Origin of the sequence: Lactiplantibacillus sp. 7.2.4, assembly GCF_018991185.1 — a bacterium.
Lineage (GTDB): Bacteria > Bacillota > Bacilli > Lactobacillales > Lactobacillaceae > Lactiplantibacillus > Lactiplantibacillus pentosus.
Genome location: NZ_JAGYGS010000125.1, coordinates 1 through 2,052, shown reverse-complemented (window position 1 = coordinate 2,052; position 2,052 = coordinate 1). Strand labels below are relative to the sequence as shown.

Genomic DNA, 2,052 nt, shown 5'->3' with positions numbered 1-2,052 from the left:
TTGGGCTCTACCGAGGGTCGCCTTGCCAGCGGGACAGACCCAACCGCTCATTTTCCTGTTCGGAAAATCTTGCTCTCGTGGCAGTTAATTTTGGCTGTTCTCTTCCGCCAAAATAATCGCCACTCACTAGCTTAATTTTTCTAAGAAAAATTGACGCCCGAATTAAAAAAAATCTCGGCTATCTTTTCCGCCGAGATTCCTTTAATTCGCAAAACCGAAATTTTTGATCCACAAAAACCATGGAACAAAATTTCAAAAATCACTAAACATGCAATGTTTATATCCGACTTTCGTATATGCCGTCATAGACTTCCGCTTTAACAACATCCATATCTGTACCGCCGTTATCAACATATTTCAAAATATTCCACAAAGAATTATGTAAATATTCAGCTTCAATCACTAACTCTTTTTTACTCATATGGCTGTATTCACTATTTTTATCTAAGTCATGCTCATCGTAATAATCTTCAAATAATCCCATACTCATTTATCTCCTAATCTTCATACTTCAAGCGCTCATTTAAAGCACGTACTTTTCCCTTTTCAATATCATCAGAATGTCTATTTCTAGAATCAAGATAAATCTGTTTTAACCGCTTAAAATCAACATCAAAACCATTTTTTTGCATTTCTTCAACAAAAAATTTATCCAATCTCATCATCATAAAAAACACTCCCTACCACATAAAATAATTTTGCTTTTTAAAGTCCCACTTTGCAACGACTTCTTCCGCAGCTTCCATTTGCTCTTTGCTATATTCTTCATTACCAACATGAACTAAGTCACCCTTATCAACGTCCTCAAGTTTTAAATCTTGCTTTATCTGCTTAAAAAGACCGCCATAACTAATTTGCCGTGTACCAGCCAAAGCATACTCTAGATCATTAATCACTTCTAAGTTACGGTCATCATTGGCAGTCATATAGTCAGACGACTTAACTTCATACTTAGCAGTTTCTTCCGCACTAGCTTGCAGAGAACCAGTACCTTTGCGTTTATTAGCCTTAACTATTTCAACATGCACAACTGGCTCATAATCAACTTTTAAGGCTCTCTGCCACAATTTAGTCCACTCTGCTTGTTTGATATAGTTAGTATTATTACCAGTAAAATAGCTCGATTTTACAAACAATAAAACATGCAAATGTTGATTATATGACCTATCTTCATCATTGACCGTGATTTCAGTTGAACGCAGATAACCAAGTAAATTTTTGGTAACTTTCTTATAACGGGTAAGCTTATTAAACGCCTTGGTTAAAACTCGCAATGAACTTCTTAGCTCTTCTGCACCATAAGCATTCTTAACCGTCAGTGTTAAAAATAAAAAACGTCCCTTAGGCTGTCTGCTAACGGCTTCCGCAATAATTTGTTTTAATTGACTTGAATTTTTCATACTCTTTCTCCAATTACACAACGGACATAAGCGTTTCTGACAAAACCAAGTCTGGTAGAGTTTTAACTGATTATTGATCTTACGAAAACGCAAAGTTTCCCCACAACCCCTAATGTCATGTGCACGTTTAAATTCTAAAATCGACAAATATTCTGCATAACGGACATTTTCAATTTTACGTTCACGCCAAGGTCTTACTTTCCCGTTTTTTGTTTTATCTTGAAAAATTTCTGACATATATAAAAGCTCCTTTTCTAACCTACGTGAAAAGGAGTTTGATTTCTGTTTTTGCTTATATAATTTTGACAACCATAAAAATTATATACCTAATTATTCAAAAGTCCTATAGCATCTGTTATACTAGGCTTTGAAGCAATAAAACTTTGAAATCAAACTCACGTGTTCCGGACGGCCAAATCAGGAACTTGCACGTGGGTTTTTTTTTGCGCTTCTTTATTATTAAATTTTATATGTCCAATAATACACCAAAACCCCATAAAATCAATGATAAGGGACAAATTACTCGCAAAAATAAAAAACTAGTTGATCATACTAGTATCAAGATAAGAAGAAACTGGCAAAAAAACGCCAGTTTCAACCCCTCGGGTGCTGACGCCCCGAACCCAGTCCAAGCTGTGCCAGCTTGACCGCC

At 35.7% G+C, this 2,052-nt stretch carries 3 protein-coding genes; all 3 read right to left on the bottom strand.

Annotated elements, in window-relative coordinates:
* Nucleotides 1-277: 277 nt before the first annotated feature.
* The 3 genes from KGF70_RS16765 to KGF70_RS16755 are packed head-to-tail and all read right to left on the bottom strand — an operon-like array spanning nt 278 to nt 1,637.
* Nucleotides 278-484 carry a hypothetical protein gene (locus KGF70_RS16765; RefSeq protein ID WP_016377513.1) on the bottom strand — a complete coding sequence of 69 codons (207 nt, stop codon included), beginning with the start codon at nt 482-484 and terminating at the stop codon, nt 278-280.
* Between the two features lie 13 nt (nt 485-497).
* The gene (locus tag KGF70_RS16760; RefSeq protein WP_013130268.1) at nt 498-668 is read right to left on the bottom strand and encodes a hypothetical protein; all 171 of its coding nucleotides are present in this window, start codon (nt 666-668) and stop codon (nt 498-500) included.
* A 12-nt stretch (nt 669-680) separates the two neighbouring features.
* Complete coding sequence (locus tag KGF70_RS16755) at nt 681-1,637, bottom strand: protein rep (RefSeq protein WP_012262098.1); 957 nt, start codon at nt 1,635-1,637, stop codon at nt 681-683.
* Nucleotides 1,638-2,052 lie beyond the last annotated feature (415 nt).